General features: G+C 71.3%; 19 protein-coding genes. 11 read left to right on the top strand and 8 right to left on the bottom strand.

Going from position 1 to position 19,465, the window contains the following annotated elements; all coding sequences use genetic code 11:
• Positions 1 to 32: 32 nt before the first annotated feature.
• The 3 genes from ACWEGE_RS26635 (at position 33) to sepH (ending at position 2,901) form a co-directional block, all read left to right on the top strand.
• Positions 33 to 695: a response regulator transcription factor gene (locus ACWEGE_RS26635; RefSeq protein WP_449663168.1), complete on the top strand. Its 663-nt coding sequence runs from the start codon at positions 33 to 35 to the stop codon at positions 693 to 695.
• Positions 692 to 1,843: a sensor histidine kinase gene (locus ACWEGE_RS26630; protein WP_449663167.1), complete on the top strand. Its 1,152-nt coding sequence runs from the start codon at positions 692 to 694 to the stop codon at positions 1,841 to 1,843. The genes ACWEGE_RS26635 and ACWEGE_RS26630 overlap by 4 nt, the downstream gene beginning before the upstream one ends.
• A gap of 212 nt (positions 1,844 to 2,055) precedes the next feature.
• Positions 2,056 to 2,901, top strand: a complete 846-nt coding sequence (gene sepH, locus ACWEGE_RS26625) for a septation protein SepH (RefSeq protein ID WP_449663166.1) — start codon at positions 2,056 to 2,058, stop codon at positions 2,899 to 2,901.
• 60 nt (positions 2,902 to 2,961) lie between these two features.
• Here the strand turns inward: sepH and ACWEGE_RS26620 are convergent, their stop codons facing one another.
• From ACWEGE_RS26620 to ACWEGE_RS26610, 3 genes are read right to left on the bottom strand one after another with little or no spacing between them, the layout of a single operon-like run.
• Positions 2,962 to 3,315, bottom strand: a complete 354-nt coding sequence (locus ACWEGE_RS26620) for an MmcQ/YjbR family DNA-binding protein (RefSeq protein ID WP_449663165.1) — start codon at positions 3,313 to 3,315, stop codon at positions 2,962 to 2,964.
• 12 nt (positions 3,316 to 3,327) lie between these two features.
• Entirely contained in the window at positions 3,328 to 3,939 is a 612-nt protein-coding gene (locus ACWEGE_RS26615; RefSeq protein WP_449663164.1) for a DUF2537 domain-containing protein, read from the bottom strand.
• A 30-nt stretch (positions 3,940 to 3,969) separates the two neighbouring features.
• On the bottom strand, positions 3,970 to 4,776 hold the full coding sequence (locus tag ACWEGE_RS26610) for a TrmH family RNA methyltransferase (RefSeq protein WP_449663163.1): 807 nt from the start codon (positions 4,774 to 4,776) through the stop codon (positions 3,970 to 3,972).
• A 209-nt stretch (positions 4,777 to 4,985) separates the two neighbouring features.
• Here ACWEGE_RS26610 and ACWEGE_RS26605 point away from each other — a divergent pair, with 209 nt between their 5' ends.
• The 5 genes from ACWEGE_RS26605 to ACWEGE_RS26585 all read left to right on the top strand — a co-directional run bounded on the left by ACWEGE_RS26605 (position 4,986) and on the right by ACWEGE_RS26585 (position 9,555).
• Positions 4,986 to 6,485, top strand: a complete 1,500-nt coding sequence (locus ACWEGE_RS26605) for a glutamate-cysteine ligase family protein (protein ID WP_449663162.1) — start codon at positions 4,986 to 4,988, stop codon at positions 6,483 to 6,485.
• Between the two features lie 15 nt (positions 6,486 to 6,500).
• On the top strand, positions 6,501 to 7,097 hold the full coding sequence (locus ACWEGE_RS26600; RefSeq protein WP_449663161.1) for a TetR/AcrR family transcriptional regulator: 597 nt from the start codon (positions 6,501 to 6,503) through the stop codon (positions 7,095 to 7,097).
• A 72-nt stretch (positions 7,098 to 7,169) separates the two neighbouring features.
• The gene (locus ACWEGE_RS26595) at positions 7,170 to 7,829 is read left to right on the top strand and encodes a biliverdin-producing heme oxygenase (RefSeq protein WP_449663160.1); all 660 of its coding nucleotides are present in this window, start codon (positions 7,170 to 7,172) and stop codon (positions 7,827 to 7,829) included.
• Between the two features lie 188 nt (positions 7,830 to 8,017).
• The gene (locus tag ACWEGE_RS26590) at positions 8,018 to 8,641 is read left to right on the top strand and encodes a superoxide dismutase (RefSeq protein WP_003088226.1); all 624 of its coding nucleotides are present in this window, start codon (positions 8,018 to 8,020) and stop codon (positions 8,639 to 8,641) included.
• A 101-nt stretch (positions 8,642 to 8,742) separates the two neighbouring features.
• Positions 8,743 to 9,555 carry an arylamine N-acetyltransferase family protein gene (locus tag ACWEGE_RS26585; protein ID WP_449663159.1) on the top strand — a complete coding sequence of 271 codons (813 nt, stop codon included), beginning with the start codon at positions 8,743 to 8,745 and terminating at the stop codon, positions 9,553 to 9,555.
• Between the two features lie 238 nt (positions 9,556 to 9,793).
• Here the strand turns inward: ACWEGE_RS26585 and ACWEGE_RS26580 are convergent, their stop codons facing one another.
• Positions 9,794 to 11,050: an MFS transporter gene (locus tag ACWEGE_RS26580; RefSeq protein WP_449663302.1), complete on the bottom strand. Its 1,257-nt coding sequence runs from the start codon at positions 11,048 to 11,050 to the stop codon at positions 9,794 to 9,796.
• Positions 11,051 to 11,163: 113 nt separating this feature from the next.
• On the bottom strand, positions 11,164 to 11,595 hold the full coding sequence (locus ACWEGE_RS26575; RefSeq protein ID WP_091318450.1) for a MarR family winged helix-turn-helix transcriptional regulator: 432 nt from the start codon (positions 11,593 to 11,595) through the stop codon (positions 11,164 to 11,166).
• Positions 11,596 to 11,697: 102 nt separating this feature from the next.
• Here ACWEGE_RS26575 and ACWEGE_RS26570 point away from each other — a divergent pair, with 102 nt between their 5' ends.
• Positions 11,698 to 12,279: a hypothetical protein gene (locus ACWEGE_RS26570; protein ID WP_449663158.1), complete on the top strand. Its 582-nt coding sequence runs from the start codon at positions 11,698 to 11,700 to the stop codon at positions 12,277 to 12,279.
• Here the strand turns inward: ACWEGE_RS26570 and ACWEGE_RS26565 are convergent, their stop codons facing one another.
• The gene (locus ACWEGE_RS26565) at positions 12,280 to 13,749 is read right to left on the bottom strand and encodes an NCS2 family permease (protein ID WP_449663301.1); all 1,470 of its coding nucleotides are present in this window, start codon (positions 13,747 to 13,749) and stop codon (positions 12,280 to 12,282) included. It abuts the gene before it with no gap.
• An 82-nt stretch (positions 13,750 to 13,831) separates the two neighbouring features.
• On the opposite strand from ACWEGE_RS26565, the gene ACWEGE_RS26560 reads away from it, so the two are divergent.
• Positions 13,832 to 14,059, top strand: a complete 228-nt coding sequence (locus ACWEGE_RS26560) for a DUF2530 domain-containing protein (RefSeq protein WP_449663300.1) — start codon at positions 13,832 to 13,834, stop codon at positions 14,057 to 14,059.
• 9 nt (positions 14,060 to 14,068) lie between these two features.
• Here ACWEGE_RS26560 and ACWEGE_RS26555 read toward each other — a convergent pair whose 3' ends face one another.
• On the bottom strand, positions 14,069 to 16,873 hold the full coding sequence (locus tag ACWEGE_RS26555) for a sacsin N-terminal ATP-binding-like domain-containing protein (protein ID WP_449663157.1): 2,805 nt from the start codon (positions 16,871 to 16,873) through the stop codon (positions 14,069 to 14,071).
• A complete protein-coding gene (locus ACWEGE_RS26550) occupies positions 16,873 to 18,744 on the bottom strand; it encodes a DUF3027 domain-containing protein (protein WP_449663156.1) in 1,872 nt (623 codons plus the stop codon). Before ACWEGE_RS26550 ends, ACWEGE_RS26555 begins: the two co-directional genes overlap by 1 nt.
• Here ACWEGE_RS26550 and ACWEGE_RS26545 point away from each other — a divergent pair.
• On the top strand, positions 18,679 to 19,446 hold the full coding sequence (locus tag ACWEGE_RS26545; protein WP_449663155.1) for a glutaminyl-peptide cyclotransferase: 768 nt from the start codon (positions 18,679 to 18,681) through the stop codon (positions 19,444 to 19,446). The two genes, ACWEGE_RS26550 and ACWEGE_RS26545, sit on opposite strands and share 66 nt — an antisense overlap.
• Positions 19,447 to 19,465: the final 19 nt, after the last annotated feature.

Genomic DNA, 19,465 nt, shown 5'->3' with positions numbered 1-19,465 from the left:
GTCCTTATGGCCTTCCTGCGCAGACTGGGCGAGTGCGCGTGCTGGTGGTGGAGGACGAGCGGTTGCTGGCCGACTCGGTCGCGGAGGGACTGCGGCGCTTCTCGATGGCTGTCGACGTCTGCTACGACGGCGAGCAGGCCATGGAACGCGTCGGCGTGCACGGCTACGACGTCGTGGTGCTCGACCGCGACCTGCCGAAGGTGCACGGCGACGACGTCTGCGCCGCGGTGGTGAAGGCGGGCGGCGAGGCGCGGGTGCTGATGCTCACCGCGGCCGCCGACGTCACCGACCGCGTGGCGGGCCTCGGCCTCGGCGCCGACGACTACCTGACGAAACCGTTCGCGTTCGCCGAGCTGGTCGCCCGGGTGCAAGCGCTGGCGCGGCGCGCGCGGCCGGCGCTGCCACCGGTGCTGCAGCGCGACGGCGTCGTGCTCGACCTGCCGCGCCACCAGGCCGCCCGCGACGGCCGGTTCCTGCTGCTCTCCCCGAAGGAGTTCGCCGTGCTGGAGGTGCTCATGCGGGCGGAGGGCACGGTGGTCAGCGCCGAAGACCTGCTGGAAAAGGCGTGGGACGAGCACGCGGACCCGTTCACCAACGCGGTGCGCGTCGCGGTGATGACGTTGCGGCGCAAGCTGGGCGACCCGCCGGTGATCGAGACCGTGCCGGGTGCCGGCTACCGGTTCGGCGCGACGTGACCGGCCTGTCCGTCCGGACGAAGCTGACGGCCTGGTACGGCGGGCTCTTCCTGCTCGCCGGGGTGGTCCTGGTCGTCATCAACTACCTGCTGGTGCAGAGCACGCTGCCGGACCCGGCCCGGGTCGCCGACCGGACGATCGCCACCGCCGACGTGACCTACGGCGTCTCGGGCCAGGCGGCCTTCCCCGGCCCGGGCGTCGCGATCCAGCTGCTCAGCGGCTCGCTCGACACCTACCGCTCCTCGACGCTGTCGACCCTGCTGGTCGGTTCGGCGATCGCGCTGGTGGTGACGGCCGGGCTGGCGGTGCTGTTCGGCTGGCTGATGGCGGGCCGCGCGCTGCGGCCGCTGCACGACATCACCTCGGCCGCGCGCCGGCTGGAGGCGGGCAAGCTCGACCGGCGGATCAACCTGGAAGGGCCGCCGGACGAGCTGAAGGAGCTGGCGGACACCTTCGACGGCATGCTCGACCGGCTCGCGGAGTCCTTCGACAGCCAGAAGCGGTTCGTCGCGAACGCGTCCCACGAGCTGCGGACGCCCTTGGCGGTGCAGCGGACGCTGATCGAGGTGGCGATGGCCGACCCCGACGTCCCGGCGGAGCTCAAGAAGCTCGGCACGCACCTGCTCCACACGAACGAGCGCAGCGAGCGGATGATCGAGGGCCTGCTGGTGCTGGCCCGCAGCGACCGGGGGCTGCACGCGCGCACGCCGGTGCGCCTCGACGAGGTCGCGGCGTCGGTCGTCCGGGCGACTTCCGCACAGGCCGAGGCGGCCGGGGTGAAGGTGGAGACCCGGCTGCGGCCGCGGGTGGTGGCGGGCGACCCGGTGCTGCTCGAGCGGCTGGTGACGAACCTGGTGGTCAACGCGATCACGTACAACGCCCAGGGCGGCTGGGTGTACGTGGAAGTGCGCGGGGAACCGGCGCTGGAGGTGCGGAACTCGGGACCGGTGGTGCCGCCGGAAGCGGTGCCGACGCTGTTCGAGCCGTTCCGAAGGCTCGGGGGCGCGGAGCGGACCGGCGACACGCGCAATGCGGGGCTCGGGCTGTCCATCGTCCGCTCGGTGACTCAGGCCCACGGGGGCCGTGCGGAGGCCCAGCCGGGCCGGCGTGGCGGCCTCACGGTGACGGTCCGGCTGCCGCCGGCGTGATCTCCCGCGCCGCCCGCTTGATCCACTCGATCGTGACTTTGCGTGCCCGGCGTGTCACCCTGATCCCGCTGACCTGCCTGAGCGAGGATGCGGAGGACCAAAATGAACAGTGGGCAGTTCCGTGCAGACTCGGCGCGCCTCGCACGTCAAGCCGACGCGCCGTTCTAACGTGGGCACCCACAACGGTGAAGAAGATCGGGGAGGCGAGAACAATGCGGGCGCTGCGAGTGGTCGGACTGCACGAGGACGGGAAGTCCATCGTGCTCGAAGACCCGGCGAGCCGTACTCGTTTCCTGCTCCCGGCTGATGAGCGACTGCGCGCGGCGGCGCGGGGTGACATCACCCGCCTCGGCCAGATCGAGATCGAGTTGGAGAGCCAGATGCGGCCACGCGAGATCCAGCAGCGCATCCGCGCCGGCGAGTCCGTCGAGCAGGTCGCCGCGAGCGCCGGTGTTTCGACGCAGCGCGTCGAGCGCTACGCCTACCCCGTCCTGCTCGAGCGGTCCCGGACCGCCGAGCTGGCGCTGAGCGCCCACCCGGTCCGCGAGGACGGCCCCGACGTACAGACGCTCGGCGAGGTCGTCGCGCACAGCTTCGGCGTGCGCGGCCACGACTACTCACAGGCCACTTGGGACTCCTGGAAGGGCGACGACGGCCGCTGGGTCGTGGTGCTCCGCTGGAAGGCCGGGCGGTCGGACAACCGCGCGCACTGGGCCTTCTCGCCGGGCGCGCACGGCGGCACGGTGACGGCGCTCGACGAGAACGCCGAGGTCCTGCTGGACCCGAGCGCCTACCGCGCCCCGCGCACGGTCCGCGCCCTCGCGCCGGCCCGCGAAACGGAGTTCCAGCCGACGCTGGACTCGGTGGAGCCGGAGCGCGCGCAGCTGCCGTCGGCCGAACCGGACCCGGACGACGACACCCGCGAGATCCCGCGCGTCCCGACGGACCCGGACGAGGACACCGCGGTACCGGAACCACGGCCCAAGGCGAAGAAGAACCACCCGATCGTGCCGTCCTGGGAGGACGTGCTGCTCGGGGTCCGCTCGCAGCGCGGCTGAGCCCAAGCGCCCCAAGGCGGCCTTCGGTGCGTCTCACGCAACCAAGGCCACCTTGGGGCGCTAGACCACCCGCGCCGCGAGCGTCTTCGGCGCGACCAGCCGGTACGCCTCGCGCAGGATCCGGTCGACCTCCGCCCAGTCGACGTCGACGTCCAGCCGCACGCCCAGCCAGCCGCGGTGCCCGACGTACGCCGGGCGGAAGAACCGCTCGGGCTCGGTGCGCACCAGTTCCTCCTGCGCGCCCGGCGGTGCCGGGCACCAGAAGGCGAGCCTGCCGTCGCCGTGGTGGTCGTCGGCGAACGTGGCGAGCGTCTTCTTGCCGCGCACGAACCAGGCGGGCGAGCCGTGGCTGAGCCGCTCGGTCGTCTCCGGCAGGGCCAGGCACAACTTCCGCAACGCGTCCAGCTGCTCCATCCCCACGCTCCCCTAGAAGGCGATCACCAGCACGCCGATCCACGCGATCACGACACCGCCCGCCGCGCCGTAGGCGGCCCAGCGCAGGATCGGGGTGCGGCGGATCAGCCACAGCGACGGCGTGATCCCGGCCGTCACGATCACCGAGGCCACCAGCGCGAGCCAGCCGCTGGTCTCGCGGGCCAGCGTCGAAGCCAGCGCCAGCATGGCCACCACGACCACCGCGGCGATGAACGCCGAGACGGTCAGCCCGGTCAGCCACGGCGTCGGCTCCCCTGGCGGGCCGGGCGGCCCGAGCACCGCCCGGACGAACCGGTGGCCGGGCTCGGTCGACGGCGGGGGTGGCTCGACGACCGTGTCGTCGCCGGTGACCGGGTCCACGAACCGCACGGTCGTGCCCATCACCGAGGCCAGCCGCGCGGCCAGCTGGCGGCCGCGCTGCGAAACCACCGCGCCCGCTTCCGCCCCGGGATCGGCGGTGACCGCGGACGCCACGCGCGCCCACTCGTGCAGTGCCTGCGCGAGGTCGGCGCCGATCGCGAGCTTGTGCGGGTCCACCTCGCGCGCGTGCTCCCCGCCCGGGCCGGCCAGCACGGCGCGCTCGCCGCGGATCCGCAGCTCCATGGTGCCCCTTCCCGCCTGGAGACCAGAACTTTAGCGGCCGCGAGCCAGTTCGTAGAAGGCAACGGCGGCGGCCGTGGCGATGTTCAGTGAATCGACTCCGGCCGGCATGGGTATCCGGACCGCGTGATCAGCCGCCGCGAGCGCCGCCTCGGTCAGCCCGGGACCTTCGGCGCCGAAGAGCAACGCCACCCGCCCGGGCGCGTGCGCACGCAGCTCGGGCAGCGGGATCGAACCCGGCCGCGGGGTGAACGCCGCGACCGCGAACCCGCGCGCCCGCAGGTCGTCGAGCCCGCCCGGCCAGTCCGTGAGGTGCCCGAACGGCACGCGCAGGACGTGCCCCATCGACACGCGCACGCTGCGCCGGTACAGCGGGTCGGAACAGCCGGGGCCGAGCAGCACGCCGCCGACGCCGAGCGCGGCGGCGTTGCGGAAGAGCGCGCCCAGGTTTTCGTGGTCGCCAACGCCTTCCAGCACGGCGATCGGCCCGGTGCCGCCGGCGACTTCGGACACCGTCAGCGGCGCGGGCCGGTCGGCGACGGCGAGGATCCCGCGGTTGAGGTGGAACCCGACCACTTCGGCCATGGTGTCCGCGGAGGCGACGTACTGGGGAACGTCGAGCCCCGCCAGGTCTTCGGCCAGCTCGGCGAACCGCCGCTGCACGCCCAGCAACGCCCGTACCGGGTAGCGGGACGCCAGCAGCCGGGACACCACGACGGTGCCTTCGGCGATGACGAGGCCCCGCCCGCCGGGCCGGTCCGGGCGACGGTCCGCAGTGGACAGGTCGCGGAAATCGGCCACGCGGGGATCGTCGGATCGGTCGATGTGGATCACGCCCATCCGACCAGTCTGTCATCCGCTTGCCAGGCGCTTCACTGGTCCGAACGTCCGCCACTGGGTGGTACGAACGGGGCCATTTTGCTGTCGGTTAACCGCCCGTGACAGACAGCACCAGTTTGGCCGCTAGCCCGGGTGCATCGCCTGTGTAACGGTTGTCCGCCGGGGCCTGAACACGTCCTAGTCCACGCCGACACGAAGCAGGGATGGTCATGGGGATGGACCTCGAGGCTCAGCCGTTCAACACGCTGGACCGAGGAAGGTACCGCCGGAAGGTGCAGCGTTGCCTCGACACGCTGGCCCGCATGCTCACCGACGGCAGCTTTTCGTTCCCCCGCAAGAACATCGGCCTCGAAGTCGAGCTGAACCTCGTCGACCGCGAGCTGCGCCCGTCGATGACGAACACCGCGGTGCTGGAGGCGCTCGACGACCCGTCGTTCACCACCGAACTGGGCCAGCACAACATCGAGCTGAACGTGCCGCCCCGGCCGCTGGCCGGCGATTCGGCCCTCCAGCTGGAAGACGACCTCCGCGCGTACCTCGACACCGCGGCGACGAAGGCCCGCGACACCGGCTCGTCGCTGGCGATGATCGGCATCCTGCCGACGTTGAAGCACGAGCACTTCGACCAGAAGTGGCTCACCAACAAGACCCGCTACTCCACGCTGAACGACCAGATCTTCGCCGCGCGCGGCGAACGCACGGTGCTCGCCATGGAGGGGGCGCCACTGCCGGGCCAGCAGCCCGAACGGTTGCGCAGCTTCGCGGAGTCCATCCTGCCGGAGGCCGCGTGCACGAGCGTGCAGCTGCACCTGCAGGTCGCGCCCGAGGAGTTCGCCGCGCACTGGAACGCGGCGCAGTGCCTGGCCGGGCTGCAGATCGCGCTCGCGTCGAATTCGCCCTTCCTGCTCGGCAAGGCGCTGTGGCACGAGACGCGGATCCCGCTCTTCCTGCAGGCGACGGACACCCGCCCGGAGGAGCTGAAGAACCAGGGCGTGCGGCCGCGGGTGTGGTTCGGCGAGCGCTGGATCACGTCGATCTTCGACCTGTTCGAGGAGAACGTCCGCTACTTCCCCGGCCTGCTCCCGGAAACCGACACCGAAGACCCGATCGAAGCGCTCGACGCGGGCCAGGCGCCGAAGCTCACCGAGCTGCGCATGCACAACGGGACGATCTGGCGCTGGAACCGCCCGGTGTACGACGTCGTCGACGGCCTGCCGCACCTGCGCGTGGAGAACCGGGTGCTGCCGGCCGGCCCGACGGTGGTCGACACGGTGGCGAACGCGGCCTTCTTCTACGGCGCCCAGCGCGCACTGGCCGAGGCGGAACGCCCGGTGTGGAGCCAGATGTCGTTCCAAGCCGCCGAGGAAAACCTTTACGCCGGCGCGCGGCGCGGCTTCGACGGGCAGCTGTACTGGCCGGGCATCGGCTGGATCCCGCCGGACGAGCTGGCGCTGCGCGTACTGCTGCCGCTGGCCCACGAGGGCCTGCGCCGCTCCGACGTCTCGGACGAGGCCCGCGAGCGCTACCTCGGGATCATCGAGCGCCGCTGCCTGGCACGGCGGACCGGGGCGACCTGGCAGCGGGACTACGTGCTGCGGGCGCAGGAACGCGGCCTGGACCGCGAGGCGGCGCTCAGCCTGATGCTGGGCCGCTACCTGGAACTGTCCGAAGCGGGCGAACCGGTGCACACGTGGCCGGTGGCCGATTGACGCTAGCCTGAGCGGATGCCGAAGATTCTCGGTGAGTCACTGGAGGCACACCGGCGCGAGGTGCGGGCCCGGGTCTTCGAGGTCCTGCGCGCGCAGCTCTACGAACGCGGCTTCGACGCGATCACCCTCGCCGGCGTCGCGTCGGCGGCCGGGGTGGGGCGCACGGCGCTGTACAACCACTTCCCGGACAAGGAGAGCCTGCTCGTCGCGTTCGTGGAGGACGAAGCCGCCCAGTACGTCACGAGGCTGACCGAAGCCGTCGAGGCCCAGGCCGACCCGGTCGACCAGCTGGCCACCTTCGTCCGGCTCCAGCTGCGCGTGCTGGCGGAGTACCACATGCCACCGGGCACAGCACTGGCGTCGGCGCTCGCGCCGGCGGCGTACCGGCGGATCAGCGCCCACGCCGACCCGATCACCGACCGCCTCCGCGCGATCCTCGCCGGCGGCGTCGACCTGGGCCGCTGGCCGGCCGAGGACCCGGACGTCCTCATCCCGATGATCACCGCGGCGCTGGGCAACCGGGCGCTGGTCGACGGGCCGGCGGGCCGGCTGGAGGACGTGGTCGAGGCGGCCGTCAGGTTCGTCCTCCGCGCGGTCGGCGCGGCCGTTTAGGGTGGCCTAAGTCCGATTCATGCCCTACGATCTTTCTGACAGCGTGTCAGATCGATCGCCGGGAGGCCTGCCATGTCGGTGACCACGGACGCCCGCCCCTTCTCGGCGACCTTGCGCGCGTCGACGCTCGAGGTGCACGAAAAGGCGAACTACTCGACGTACATGCGCGCCCTGCTCGGCGGGGAGCTGACCCGCGACGGCTACACCCGGCTGGCGGTCCAGTACTACTTCGTCTACGGCGCGATCGAGGCGGCGAGCGACGCGATGGCCGGCGACCCGGTCGGCGGCGAGTTCGTCTTCGACGAGCTGCGGCGCCTGCCGAACCTCGAGCGCGACCTCGCCCACCTCGTCGGGCCGGACTGGCGCACGACGATCTCGCCGCTCGAGTCCACCCGCGAGTACGTCTCGCGGATCCGCGAAGCCTCGACGTGGGCCGGCGGGTACGTCGCCCACCACTACACGCGCTACCTCGGCGACATCGCCGGCGGCCAGGCCATCCGGCGGACGCTCGAGAAGAACTACGACGTCGCCGAGGCGGGCGCGCTCTTCTACCACTTCGACGGCATCGGCAGCGCGCCCCGGTTCCGGGACGCCTACCGCGCGAAGCTGGACAACGCGCCATGGGACGAGGCCGAACGCGCCCGCGTGATCGACGAGACGCTGGTGGCGTTCGAGTGCAACGTGGCGGTGTTCGACGAGCTGGCGCTCCGGCTCGACGAGTTCCGTGCCTGATCTCACAGTCGTTGACCTCCAGTTAAGTCCAGGTAGCAGGCTCGGTTTCGGGTGTCGGACCCTCGGGTACGCCACTTGCGAGCCGGTCATCCCAGGCGGTGATCACGACATGCCCCCGCTCGCCGCGGAGGGGCGTGTGCTACTAGGTTCGGTACCGGAAACTTGTGTCGAAGACAGAAGGAGGGCCAATGGCCCGCTACGAGCTGCCCGATCTCGACTACGACTACGGCGCCCTCGCGCCGCACATCTCCGGCGAGATCAACGAGCTGCACCACAGCAAGCACCACGCGACCTACGTCAAGGGCGCGAACGACACGCTCGACAAGCTCGAAGCCGCCCGCGAAGCGAACGACTTCGGCTCGATCGTCGGCCTGGAGACCACGCTGGCCTTCAACCTGGCCGGTCACGCCAACCACGTCGTGTGGTGGAAGATCCTGTCGCCGGAGGGTGGCGACAAGCCGACCGGCGAGCTGGCCGCGGCGATCGACGAGGCGTTCGGCTCCTTCGACAAGTTCAAGGCGCAGTTCACCGCCGTCTCGACCACGATCCAGGGCAACGGCTGGGGCGCGCTGTCCTGGGACCCGATCGGCAAGACGCTGATCACCCAGCAGCTGCGCGACCACCACAACAACCTGATCCTGCCGACCGTGCCGATCCTGCTGGTCGACGTCTGGGAGCACGCGTTCTACCTGGACTACAAGAACGTGAAGCCGGACTACGTCAAGGCCCTGTGGAACATCTTCAACTGGGCGGAGATCTCCAAGCGCTTCGACAACGCCGTCGCGGGCGGCAACGGCCTGCTGCTCGGCTGATTTCGCACGGGAACGGGGTCCTCCTGCACGGGAGGGCCCCGTTTTCGTCGCCGGGTGAAATCCCTTGACCTCGAGTGCGGTCGAGGTGTTTGGCTGGACGCATGGACATCGACGCGTACCTGGACCGCCTCGGCGTCGCCCGCCCCGCGGCGCCCGACCTCGCGACGCTGCGCCACCTGCAGGAACGCCACCTGGCCGCGGTGCCGTTCGAGAACCTGAGCAGCCACCTCGGGGAACCGGTCGTCCTGGCCGAGCACGCGCTGTTCACCAAGATCGTGCACCGGCGCCGAGGCGGATTCTGCTACGAGCTGAACGGCCTGTTCGCCGCGTTGCTGCGCGCGCTGGGCTACGACGCCGCCCTGCACGCGGCCCAGGTCTTCCACGCCGACGGCACCCTCGGCCCGCCGCTGGACCACGCGGCGATCGTCGTCACCCTGGATTCGGCCGGCTGGCTGGTCGACGTCGGCTTCGGCCGGTTCTCCCGGCACCCGCTGCGGTTGTCCGCCGTGGACGCCCAGCCGGACCCGGACGGCGAGTTCCTGGTGCTGGACGCCCCGTACGGCGACTTCGACGTCCTGCTGGACGGCAAGCCGCAGTACCGGCTGGAGCGCCGCCCGCGCCCGCTGGCCGACTTCGTCCCGATGGCGTGGTGGCAGACGACGTCGCCGGAGTCCCACTTCACGCGGTCGCTGACGTGCTCCCGCCCGACGTCGCAGGGCCGCGTGACCCTCTCCGGCGACAAGCTGATCGAGACGGTGGACGGCGTCCGGAACGAGGTCCACCTGCCCACCCCGGCCGCGATCCGGCTGGCGTACCGCGTGTACTTCGGGATGACGCTGACCAAGCTGCCGGTACCACCGGGCGGGAGCCCCTTGACCCGGGGCGCGCCCCACCCGGACACTGCGCTGGCATGAACGAAGCCCCGGCCTGGGGTTTTCCCAGTGCCGGGGCTCCGTCCGTTCCCGAACTGACTGCCGCTCCCACCACGAAGCGGACATGTATGAGGTTAGCCTAACCTCATCTCCTCGGGCAAGAGCTTGCCCTCGCGGACCCGAATCTCACTCGTCCGGGTGACCTCCAGGGCCGACAGCCCCGGTTTTTGTCGGTGGTCGCCGCTACGGTCACGCCATGGATACGAACCGATACGTCCCGTCAGACCTTGGCCCGCTTGAGCACCCGCAGCCCCAGGCCGCGCTTCACCGGCCAGGAAATGCCACCCCGCCGGATCAGCACCACCGCGCAGACGACCGCGGCCAAGGCCGAAACCGCCCCGCCGATGTAGAACGGAGACCGCCCGCCGAACTCCTGGGCCATCCACCCGACCATCGGGCCGCCGATCGGGTTGCCGCCGATCAGCACCAGCACGTACAGACCCATCACCCGGCCCCGCATCTCCGGGCTGACCGAAGTCTGCACCAGCGCGTTCGCCGTGTTGAGGAAGGTCATCGTGGCGAAGCCGAGCGGGATCAGGCCGAGGCCGAAGGTCAGGTAGGTCGGCATGAACGCCGTGATCAGCTCGAACACGCCCAGGAAGAACGCCGACACGAGCATCAGCCGCACCCGCGGCCGCCCCTTGGTGCCGCGGCGGGCCGACATGATCGCGCCGGTGAAGGTGCCGACCGCGACCAGCGTCGAAAGGAGGCCGTAGCCGTCGGCCGCGGTGTGGAACACGTTGGCCGCGACGATCGGCAGCGAGCTGAAGTACGTGATGCCGAACGTGCTGACGAACAGCACCAGCACCATCACCGTCATCAGGTCCGACCGCCGCCGGACGTACCGCAGGCCCTCGGCCAGCTGGCCCTTCTCGCGCGGCACCGCCGCGACGCGGAAGAGCTTGTCCGGGTTCATCAGCACCAGCCCGGTGATCACCGCGACCGTGCTGAGCGCGTTCGCGATGAACAGCCAGCCGGTGCCGATCCAGGTGATCGCGAACCCGGCGATCGCCGGGCCGACGATCCGCGCCATGTTGAAGATCGACGAGTTCAGCGCGACGGCGTTGGCCACCTGGTCGCGGCCCACCATCTCGGCGACGAACGACTGCCGCGTCGGCACCTCCAGCGCCGCCGTCACGCCGAGGGTGAAGCAGAGGACGTAGACGTGCCACAGCGCGGCGAACCCGCTCAGGTCGAGCACGCCGAGGATGACCGCCTGCGAACAGGCCGCCACCTGGATCCAGGTGAGCAACCGCCGCTTGTCGACGCGGTCGGCGAGGACGCCGGCCCACAGGGAAAGGAACAACGTCGGGGTGAACTGCAGCGCGACAGCGATGCCGAGCGCGATCGGGTTGTTGCCGCTGAGGGTGAACACCAGCCAGTCCTGGGCGATGCGCTGCATCCAGGTGCCGATGTTCGAGATGACCTGGCCGGTGAAGAACAGCCGGTAGTTGCGGACGCGCAGCGAGGCGAACATGCTGCGGCGCTTGGCTTCGGACGGTGGTGAAGCGGACGGCGGTGAGGCCGTCTCCCGGGTAGCAGTGGTCTGGATCGAACGCTTGGTTTCGCTACCCGTGGCCGTCACCGTGGTTAGTTCCCCGCCATCCTGTCGATGATTTCGGCGGCTTTGGAGAGCACTTCACGCTCTTCGTCGCCGAGTTCCGCCAATTGCCGGTCCAGCCACGCCTCCCGCACGGAAATGGCCTTCCGCACGTAGGCGAGCCCGCTCTCGGTCAGCTCGACGATGGCCTGCCTGCCATCGGTCGGGTGCGGGCGCCGCTCGACGAACCCCAGCTCCTCGAGCGCGGCGATCACCCTCGTCATCGAAGGTGGCTGGACGCCTTCCTTCGCGGCGAGCTGACCCGGGGTCAGCGCACCGCACTTGTGCAGGGTGGACAGCGCGGCGACCTGCGTCAGCGTGAGGTCGTCCCCGACGCGCTGTGCCCGCAGCCGGCGGTTGAGCCGGACCACCGCGAGACGCAGACGGCTCGCCAAGGAGCGTTCGTGCGTGTCGCCGGACATATAGTTAGCATACCTTACGAAACTTCGTCCGCACGGGTGATCTCCACCGCAACCCGCGCGCGACCCCGTGCGTCCTCCCCAGGACGAGACCTGGGGAGTCGGATGAACAAGAAGCTGGTGGGCTCGGCCGTGGTGGGCGCGGCGGTCCTGGCGGTCGTGGTGGCCCAGTTCATGGGCGGCGGTGCCGAGGCACCGGCGGCCGCGCCACCGCCACCGCCGTCGTCCCCGCCGGTCATCGAGGTCGAGCACCAGGAGGTCTACCGCTTCCCCGAGGTGACGAACGGCCGTGGCTGGAACTTCGCGATCCCGGTGCCGCCGTGGCCGTCGGACCACGTGGGTGACCACGCCACCTACAGCGATCCCGCCAGCGGTGCCGTCCTGGAGACCGACCGCGTGCCGCTCCCGCAGGAAGATCCGGTCAGCGGCCTGCAGGCGGTCGCCACGGCCGGCCAGCCGCCGGGCTACCGGCTGACCTCGATCGCCGCCCGCGAGCCGGTCGGGTCGAGCGACGCCGCGCAGTGGGACTTCACGTACCAGAAGCAGGGCGTCACCCGGCAGGTCCGGGAGGTCGGCGTGGGGACCGGCGAGGTGCTGATCACCATTCGCTACGACGCCCCGCAGCCGGTCTTCGAGACGAACCTGCCCGTCCTGACCAAGGCCCTCCAGGTCGCCGACGCGGGCTGACTACTTGAACGCCGCCTGGAGCGGGCCGACCGCGAAGTACGCCACGAAGGCCAGCGCGATCACCCACATCAGCGGGTGCACCTGGCGGGCCTTGCCGGTGGCCGCGCGGATGACGACGTAGCTGACGAAGCCGGCGCCGATGCCGTTCGCGATCGAGTAGGTGAACGGCATGACGACGATGGTCAGGAACGCCGGCAGCGCGATCGAGTAGTCGGTGAAGTCGATGTCGCGGACCTGCGACATCAGCATCGCACCGACGACGACCAGCGCCGGCGCGGCCGCCTCGACCGGCACCACCTGGTACAGCGGGGTCAGGAACATCGCGGCGATGAACAGCACGCCGGTGACGACGTTCGCCAGGCCGGTCCGGGCGCCTTCGGCGATGCCGGACGCCGACTCGACGAACACCGTGTTCGAGCTCGCGGAGCCGAAGCCGCCGGCCGCGCCCGCGAGGCCCTCGACGAACAGCGCCTTGCCGACGTTGGGCAGCTGGCCGTCCGCCGGGAGCAGGTCGGCTTCCTTCGCGAGGCCGGTCATGGTGCCCATGGCGTCGAAGAAGTCGGCGAGCACCAGCGTGAACACCAGCAGGCAGACGGTGATGATCGGCAGCCGCGTCCAGGCGCCGAACGAGACGTCGCCGACGAGCGAGAGGTTCGGCAGGCCGAACACCTGGTCGGGCAGCGCCGGGTAGCCGAGGTTCCAGCCCTTCGGGTTGGTGCCCTTGGACGGCCCGGCGTTGACGATCGCCTCGACGACGATGGCCAGCACGGTCGAGGTCAGCACGCCGATCAGGATCGCGCCCTTGACCTTGCGGACGACCAGGATGCCGGTGACGAGCAGGCCGACGACGAACACCGCGGTCGGCCAGGAGGCGATCGAGCCGTTGATGCCCAAGCCGACCGGGACGGTGGTGTGCGCGGCGTCCGGCAGCCGGCGCACGAACCCGGCGTCGACCAGGCCGATCAGGCAGATGAACACGCCGATGCCGACGGCGATCGCTGACTTCAGCGCGGCCGGCACGGCCCGGAACACCGCGGTGCGGAACCCGGTGAGCACGAGCAGCACGATGATCACGCCCTCGATGACCACCAGGCCCATCGCTTCGGGCCAGGTCATCTGGGGGGCGATGGTGACCGCGACCAGGCTGTTGATGCCCAGGCCGGTGGCGATGGCGAACGGGTAGTTCGCGACCAGGCCCATCAGGATGGTCATCACCCCGGCGACCAGCGCGGTCACCGCGGCGACCTGCGGAACCGGGAGGATGCCGCCGAGGAGGTCCTTGTGCGCGCCGGCGTCGTCGGCCGAGAAACTGCCGATGATCAGCGGGTTCAGCACCACGATGTAGGCCATCGTGACGAAGGTGACCAGGCCGCCGCGCAGCTCGCGCGGCACGGTCGACCCCCGCTCGGTGATCTTGAAGAACCGGTCCAGTGTGGACGTCCCGGTGCGGGTCGTCTCCTGCTCCGCCATTCGCCTGCCCATTCTCTCGCTGCTGCGGAGTACCCTGCACCTCGTGAGTGAACCGATCAATCCACCGGAGGTTACGGGCTCGTTGCGGCACACGCCGGAGCTGCCCAAGAAGCTGACCGACCTGACGCCGGTGGTGATCGTAGGCACCTCGGTCTGGGCTGTCGCGCTGGTGGTGCTCTTCTTCACGACTTCGGGACTTTGGGTGCAGACGGCGCTGTCCGGGTTCGCGCTCGGCTTCGTCGGCATGGCGATCATCGCCTGGCAGCGCGCCGCCGCCCGCCGCGGCTCGAAGTCGGCCCAGCGGCTCTAGGGGTGACGGCTACGCGAGGAGCGTCCGCGGCGAGGGGTCGTCGAGCAGCGCGGTGATCAGGTGCCGGTCGGGCCAGCGCCCGGCCGCCCAGGCGAAGGCCCGCGCCAGCCCTTCCGAGGTGTCGGCCGCGTGCAGCCGGTCGTCGGCCCACCACTGGACGTCGTGGTCGGCGCCCTCGATGCGCACGGTGAGCGGGTCGTGCACCAGGACACCGCCGTCCGGGAGCCGGATGCCGAGCTGGTCCGCGACGAGCTTCAGCGCGGGCAGCTCGGCCCACGGCGCGTACTCGCCCTCGCTGACGACCTGGGCTTCCTCGGTGCTCGCGAGCGGCAGGTCGAGCAGGTCCGCGAGCCGCTCCGGGTCCTCGGGGGCGACCACGTACCGGCCGGGCTCGAGCGCCCCGGCGACCCACGGCACGTCCAGGACCAGCGCGTCGTCCACAACGGACCCGTCCGCGGCGCGCACGGCCCGCGGCACCCCCGGCTCCAGACCGGACTCGACGACGGCGTCGTAGGCGCGCGCGGTCAGTCCGGGTGAGACCACGCGGCCCGGGTCGGCGAGCCGGCCGAGGAGGTCCCGCGCCTCATCCACATTGGACAACGCGAGGTCCGCGCGCACGCCGGCGATCCGGAGCAGGTCCTCGCGCAGGCCGACGTCGGGGACCACGTCGAAGAGGCCCGCGAGATCGGCGTCCGGCAGCCGCCATTCGTTCGGCGCGGCCCCTTCGAGCACGGCGTACTGCGCGATCCACCAGCCGGCATGGCCGTTCGGCGCTCGCAGCGCGGCCCAGGTCCCGGGCCGCGCGGCGAGCAGCCGGATGGCCGCGGGCCAGGCGTCGTCGGCGACGAGGTCGAGATCCCGGATCGCGACGAGCGTCGACGGCGGCTCCGGCAGCGAATCCCACCAGGCTTCTTCGTCGGGCAGGTCGTGGTCGGGCTCGTGCGGTTCGTCGTCGACGACCACGGCGAAGGAGTCGAGCACCCCGGCGGCTTCGAGCGTGCTCTGCGGCCAGTCTCCGGCGAAGTCTTCGTCGAGGACGTCCATCGCGCCGTCTTCCTCGAAGACCTCTTCGTCGAAGATGTCGAGCAGCGGCGAGGAGGGCAGGACGAGTTCGTCGGCCCGGCGCCAGGTGTCGGTGCCGGGCAGGGCGAGCGCACCGACCCAGCGCGGGGCGTCGTCCCCGCAGTCGGCGACCAGCCGCAGCACGGCACCGGCGAGCGTCGTGCCGTCCAAACCGGACCGCACATCCTCGACGCTGCGCTCGACGGCGTCACGCAGCTGGTCTGCGTTGAGCAGCTCGCGGGCGTCGGCGTGCTTGGCGCCCAAGCGTTCCAGAAGCGGGTGCGAGGCGGCTGGGTGCACCAGCCGCAGCCCCGGGATGTCCACATCCGACAACAGTTCGAGGAGTTCGGCCGAGCCTTCGACGAGCAGGCAGCCACGAGCACCCGGCAGCGTCCGGCCGTCGGACAGCGGAACGGGCAGCCCGTCCAGCCGTTCCCCGGTGAGCGCGTGCGACTCGACGGCGATCGCCAGAGCCGCGTAGACCTCCCGCCACCAGCTCGGGTCGCGCGCGACGCCGGTGAGCGTTTCCAGCACCTCTTCGATGCCGACGACCTGCACGCCAACCGCTTTGAGTACGGAGGCGGGCCCCTCGATCAGCCCGGGAACGAGGTCTTTCAGCAGCGCCGACAGCCCCGGCACGTCGGCGTCGAGCACCCGCGCCTGCCGTCCGGAGACTTCCTTGCCATCCTCAGTGGACAGCCAGGGTTCCGTTCCCAAGGCGGCCAAAACCTCGTCACGAAGTTTGTTGTCCACAGTGGACTTCGGAAAACCCGGCGCCGGAACGAGCGCGAACCGCTGCTCGGGCGGCAGCATCCGAACGAGCCCGACGTACTCCTTCGCGGCCACCTCGAGCGCTTGGGCCAGCTCGGGTCCGGGAAGCGCGCGGCGTCGCGACGGTTCGACCGGAACGGAGGCGAGCAGCCGGGCGGGCAGCGAAAGTCCGTCATCGGTGGGCGTCGGGGCGTGCAGAACGTCTTCTTCGAGCGGCCGGGGCGCACCCTCGGAGTCGACCGGGACGGCCCACACGACGTCACCGCGGTGCGTCAGCCAGCGCGTTTCCCGTTCGGGACCACGGATTTCGACGACGTCGTCAACGGTCTTTCGAGTCCAAACGCGACCGTCCACATCGAACTCGCCCAGCCAGGGCAGGGCCAGCAGCAGATCGGCGGCTTCCCGCGCGAGCTCGTCGAGCAGGGCCCGCCCGTCGACGCCGTCCCGAAGCGGCAGCCGGACCTCGGTGTCGAAACCGGGCGGCACGTCGCCGGAGACAGGCCACGGAAGCCGCAGAACGGGAACGTCACCGTCGATGCCGGCGGCTTCCCGGGTGCGCTGGGCGGAGAAGGCGACACCACCGGAGGACGAGACAACGCGCGGTTCGTCGGAGACGGTCCGCACGGCGGCGAACCCGACGCCGAAGCGCCCGACGGTATCACCGGTCTTGCCGGAGGCGCGCAGAGAGGCGAGCGAGGCAACACCCCGGGCGTCGAGCGGAGCACCGGTGTTGGCGAACCGGAGTTCCGAGTCCACAAGGGACACTTTCACCCGCCCGGGCGTCCCGGCTGCCATCGCGGCATCGGCGGCATTCTGCGCGAGCTCGACGAAGAGCCGATCCCGGTAGGCGCCGACGCGGAGATCACGTTCGACGTTGGTGTCTTCGGTGAGCCGGGTGGGCGAGTCGCGCCAGGAGCGCAGGGTGGCTTCGCGGAGCCGGGCGGTCCCAAAGGGATCCCCCGGCTCAGAGACGTCCCCCATCACCGGCCGGAGGCGTCGTCGACCTGGGCTTGCGCTTCATCGGCGGGCGAAGCCTCGGTAACGACGTTGTCGGTGAGGACGGCTTCGGGGACTTCGCCTGCTTGAGGTGCATCGCCGGATTCGGCCTCATCACCGGAGTGTTCGCCCTGGCTCGCTTCCGCCTCGGCGGCCGCCGGCACCACCGCTACCGGCGGCTCGGCAACCGCATCGGTCACCTCGGCTTGAGTGGGCTCCGCCACTTCCTGAGTATCTTCAGCCACCGCCGTGGGGGCCAGGTCGGCTTCAGGTGCTGCAGTCGTCTCGGCCGGAATCTGCTCCGCCACTTCGGCGGGGGCCGATTCGTCCCGGCCGGACGAGAGCGGCTCGGTAGCAAGGTCGGCCGCCGGGAGGGGGTCCACCTCTGCCGCGTCCGATTCCGCCGCCGGCGGGATTTCGGGCGCCTCGTGCTCGGTCGTGGCTTCGTGCGGTTCCGGGGCGCTCGGCAGCTCGATCGCGTCGGTCACCTCGGCCTGGGTCGGCTCGGCCTCCGCGGGCTCGGGCACCTCGGCCACAACCGGCTCGGCGATCTCGCCGGTCGCCGCCGGTGCTTCCGCAGCCTCGGGCTCGGCGGCCGGGTCGGCCACCGGCTCAGGCGCATCCGCCGGCGGCTCAGCCACCTCCGATGGCGCCGACTCGGGCACCTCCGCCACCTCGACCGGCTCGGCGACCGCCGAAGCCGCAGCTTCACCCGGCTCAGCGACCGGCACCGGCCCAGTCACACCTTCGGCCGCAGGCTCGACCGCCGCCTCCTCGGCCAGCACCGGCTCGGCCACCTCAACCTGGCCGGCCTCCGCCTCGCCCAGCTCCGGCGCCACCTCCGCAGCCACCGCCGCCTCGGCAGTCACCGGCTCGGCCGCCTCAACCCGGCCAGCCTCCGCCGCTACCTCGCCCGACTGCGGCTCCGGCTCCGGCTCCGGCTCCGGCTCCGCGACCGCCGCCTCCGTCACCTCAGACGAAGCCGCCGGTGTGAAGTCCAACAAAGAATCGTCGTACACCAGCTCGGCCACCGGGACCGAGGATGTCACCTCGACCTCTACCTCAGAGTGCGCTCCGCACCCGTACTCCACGTCCACCACGTGGCCGTCCGCCGGGGCGATGTCGTTGCTGCAGACCCCGAACACCCCGCGCAGCGAGCCCGCCAGCGGTACGAAGAACCCGCACGTGCCGCACACGTCCGGCGCGCTGCGGGCCATGTCCGACCGGGGGCCGAACTCGCCCGCGTGCCACCTCTCCGCCGCGTCCGTGCGGCCGAAGCGGGACAGCGTGTGCACGCGCCCCAAGCCCGTCTCGCGGGCCACCTCCTCCACCGCCGGGTCGTCCGACTGCAGGTACGCCGGGGCCAGGCGAGGGTCGTTCTCCGCCGTCGGGAAGATGTCGCCCACTCCGAGGTCGCCCGCGCGGACGCGGCGCTCCCACGGCACCCAGGCCGGGGCCACCAGCGCCGAGGGGCCCGGCACCAGGACCACCTCACTGACCGTCACCGGCTCGTCTTCGCCCGCCGTGGCGACCGTGACCGACCAGCGCCAGCCTCCGTAGCCCGGGACCTGGGCCTCGAACAGGTGACTCGCCGTGACCGCGTCCTCGCGGCTGACCCCCACGTGGGCGCCGAGCTGCTCCTCGGGTGCGTCCTCCAGCACCGCAGCTCGCGCGAACTCCACCGCGTCGGCGAGTTTGCGCTGCACGGAACCGTCGTCCAGGGTCAGCAGCAGAGTCATGCGGCCAATTGTGCCGCACGCATCCGCGGCGCCCGTGCCAGGCTGTTCATCGTGCGCACGCCGATCGTCACCGTCCTGCTGCTGGCCGCCGCGCTCGGCGGCTGCGCCGGTGCCCAAGAACAGCCGGCCGGCTCGGAACGGCTCACCGTCCAGGTCGTCGAAACCCTTCCGCACGACCCCGCCGCCTTCACCGAGGGCCTCGAGTTCGCCGGTGACACGCTCTACGAGAGCACCGGGCTGGCCGGCCGGTCGACGCTCACCGCGGGCCCGCCCGGCGGCCCGCCCCGGACGACGGCCACGCTGCCGTCGCCGCTGTTCGGCGAGGGCGTCACCGTCCTCGGGCCGACCCTGTGGCAGCTCACCTGGCAGGACGGGTTCGCCATCGAACGCGACACGGCCACCCTCGCCGAGCTGCGGCGCGTCCCGTTCCAGGGCGAAGGCTGGGGCCTGTGCCACCAGGCCGACGGCCGCCTCGTCATGAGCAACGGCTCGTCCCGGCTCACCTTCCGGGACCCGAAGACCTTCGCCGTCACCGGCAGCGTCGACGTCGGCCGCGACCAGCTCAACGAACTCGAATGCGTCGGCGGCGACGTCTACGCAAACGTTTGGCACACCGACACCGTGCTGCGGATCGAGGCCGCCAGCGGACGCGTCACCGGGACGATCGACGCAGGTCAGCTGCGTGCGAAGGTGAACGCGACGGGCGCCGAAGACGTGCTCAACGGTATCGCCGCCGTCCCGGGAACCGGCGATTTCCTGCTCACCGGGAAGCAGTGGCCGGTCACGTTCCGGGTGAGGTTCGTCCCGGCTCCGGCCTGAAAGCACGGATGAGCAGGCG

This window comes from Amycolatopsis sp. NPDC004747, assembly GCF_053601335.1.
This window is presented reverse-complemented; position numbering and strand designations above follow the sequence as displayed.